We start from the raw sequence: 2,504 nt of genomic DNA, 5'->3' as shown, positions 1-2,504 counted from the left end.
TACTTTGTAAAATGCTCTAAAGCAAATAGTTGTGACATTGATAATTTCATGAACAGATGAGTCTCTCCTTTTATTAAATTGATCCTAATTAATTCAATGAAAAGTTTGTTTTTCCCTTCTTATTCAACTAATCTGCCCCGTTAGTGCCATAAGAAAAAGGCTGCCTCAGCAACCTTCCTTATTGAAGTAAAACACTCGTTAGTTCCATATAAAACATTACGAACCACTTATAAAAAATACTACGAACCATATAAAAGCAATACCAAAATCTAATAACATCTGCCTCTTATTTTCCTTTTTTAAAAAACTTTCAAATCCATCTATTATTGAATCAATTCCTAATAAAGGAATTATATATTTAATGTAATTAAAATTAAAATCATTAATTATAACTAATATTAAAGTTAAGTCCATTAATATCCTCATTTATTACATTAATGCTGGCCGTCTATATTAGAGCAAGAGATGACTCTTCCACAAATTCTGTTTATTCTCTTGCTCCAGCTTATATAGATCTTGATGATTTCTCTCAAAAGAATGCAAGACTTGCTTCTCTTTCTCTCCTCAACCACCAACAAAGAATGATACGGAGTCTTACTCGGAATATTTGAATGCCCTTCATGGATATGATCGAAGAAACAAGTATATCGAAGGACTTCATGTAACAATAATAATACAATAAGAAACAATATGATTTTATTGTAAAACGATAAACAATATGATAAAATCATGTTGTCATTAAATAAGCGAGGTATTTTAAATGAATGTTAAACGAGGTTCAACCACTTTCTTAAAGGTAATTATTTTCCTGGTTGGAATTGCAGTTCTTGCATTGTGCATATTTTTGGTGCCTAAGATCGGGAATTTTGCTGGGGAATTGTATCCAGATATTGCTTATATGAAATCTCTCGTTTTAATCGATATGTACGTGGCAGCGATCCCTTTTTATTTCGCTCTTTATCAAGCTTTTAAACTTTTAAGCTATATTGATAAGAACCAAGCGTTCTCGGAATTATCGGTAAAGGCTTTAAAGAATATAAAACACTGTGCCATCACGATCAGTATCTTGTACCTATTAGGTATGCCACTCTACTATCTCATGGCGAAAAGAGTTGACCCTCCAAGTTTCATACCAATCGGATTGGTCATTATTTTCGCCTCAATGGTGATCGCCGTTTTTGCTGCTGTTCTCCAAAGACTTTTACAAGAAGCTATTAATATAAAATCAGACAATGATTTAACGATCTGAGGTGAATATCATGGCGATTATCATCAATATTGATGTGATGTTGGCAAAAAGGAAAATGAGCGTAACAGTACTTTCGGAGAGGGTTGGAATTACTATGGCAAATCTCTCCATTCTGAAAAATGGAAAAGCAAAAGCGGTTCGTTTTTCAACATTAGAAGCGATATGTAAGACTTTGGATTGTCAGCCAGGTGATATTTTGGAGTACAAGGGCGACGAAGACACTCAATAAAAACAGACAACAACTTTCTTCAACCAACGGGATTAGATAGCGAAATTAAGATGAAGGGATAGCCATCCGTTATATTTAGGTTAGTTAAGTGAAACAGTTGACAGTAAAAGGACCTCACATTTTAGATATGTCTAATATGTGAGGTCTTATTTATTATTATCATATTAGGCTATGTTAAAAGGTAAAGGTTAATTTTTTTGATGAACTGAATGGGCAGGTTAGTTGAAGAATTAATATGGTTTTTTATGGTAAAATAAACTTAAATTATTTTCATTAAGGGGTCTACTTGCAATAAAATTAGATGATAAAAAGAAAAAGGTACAAATGAAATACAGAGAGGAAATAGGGGATAAGAAAGAAGTTGGAAATCACAGTGAAAAAATGCTTGTTATTATTACTACAATTATTATTATTCTAGTGGCATACTGGGCAAACTCCGTTCTTTTTAAAGTATTTTAACTGTTTATTTTTGCTGATTCTGGTGACATACTGAGGACGATTTAGTTCAACCTGAAATCCCTAGATAAATTAGGAGTTGTTTATATGTTTGATGTTGCATTGTTATTTATTATAGCTTTTGCTGGAGGAATTATTGCTATTATAGGTTTCTTCGTTATATTAGCTCGAAGGATTTCAGTACCGAAGAAAGCACTTCAACAAAGAATAGGTAATCTCGAAGAAGAGGTTTGGAAATTAAAAAATCAAAAATAATAAATTAGCTTCTAACAGGTGCTTTCCTTTAATAAGGAAGGTTGCTGAGGCAGCCTTTTTCTTATGGCACTAACGGGGCAGGATAGTTGAAGAGTCGCTGTTTGATCTTTATTCATCAATTGGGCCATTTTGTGGAAGATCACTTAATAAGGATTTATGTAAATGTTTCATCATAATACAGTTGTTTAATTCACATAAAAAAATAATAAAAGAACCATTGGTAATAATGATTCTTTTATTATTTCATATGAAACTTTAATTAAGATTCAACAATTTTAAATAAATTTCTGTCATTATTTGTCCCACTATTTGCAA

Annotated in this window: 3 protein-coding genes; all 3 read left to right on the top strand. The window is 31.8% G+C overall.

The annotated features are described in order from the left end of the window. Positions 1–760 precede the first annotated feature (760 nt). The 3 genes from N9I19_RS24400 (at position 761) to N9I19_RS24390 (ending at position 2,189) form a co-directional block, all read left to right on the top strand. A complete protein-coding gene (locus tag N9I19_RS24400) occupies positions 761–1,249 on the top strand; it encodes a DUF2975 domain-containing protein (protein WP_317779279.1) in 489 nt (162 codons plus the stop codon). Between the two features lie 10 nt (positions 1,250–1,259). Then, positions 1,260–1,478, top strand: a complete 219-nt coding sequence (locus tag N9I19_RS24395) for a helix-turn-helix domain-containing protein (protein ID WP_061465081.1) — start codon at positions 1,260–1,262, stop codon at positions 1,476–1,478. Between the two features lie 543 nt (positions 1,479–2,021). Further along, the gene (locus N9I19_RS24390; RefSeq protein WP_317779278.1) at positions 2,022–2,189 is read left to right on the top strand and encodes a hypothetical protein; all 168 of its coding nucleotides are present in this window, start codon (positions 2,022–2,024) and stop codon (positions 2,187–2,189) included. Positions 2,190–2,504: the final 315 nt, after the last annotated feature.

The sequence above is a fragment of the Peribacillus sp. CSMR9 genome (genome assembly GCF_033141925.1).
Taxonomy (GTDB): Bacteria; Bacillota; Bacilli; order Bacillales; family DSM-1321; genus Peribacillus; species Peribacillus simplex_A.
Note: the sequence above shows the minus strand (reverse complement) of the source record. Positions and strands in the feature narration are given on the sequence as shown.

Excerpts from the sequence above, each read along its gene's own strand:
- N9I19_RS24400 (WP_317779279.1), top strand. The coding sequence starts at position 761 with ATGAATGTTAAACGAGGTTCAACCACTTTCTTAAAGGTAATTATTTTC.
- N9I19_RS24395 (WP_061465081.1), top strand. The coding sequence starts at position 1,260 with ATGGCGATTATCATCAATATTGATGTGATGTTGGCAAAAAGGAAAATG.
- N9I19_RS24390 (WP_317779278.1), top strand. The coding sequence starts at position 2,022 with ATGTTTGATGTTGCATTGTTATTTATTATAGCTTTTGCTGGAGGAATT.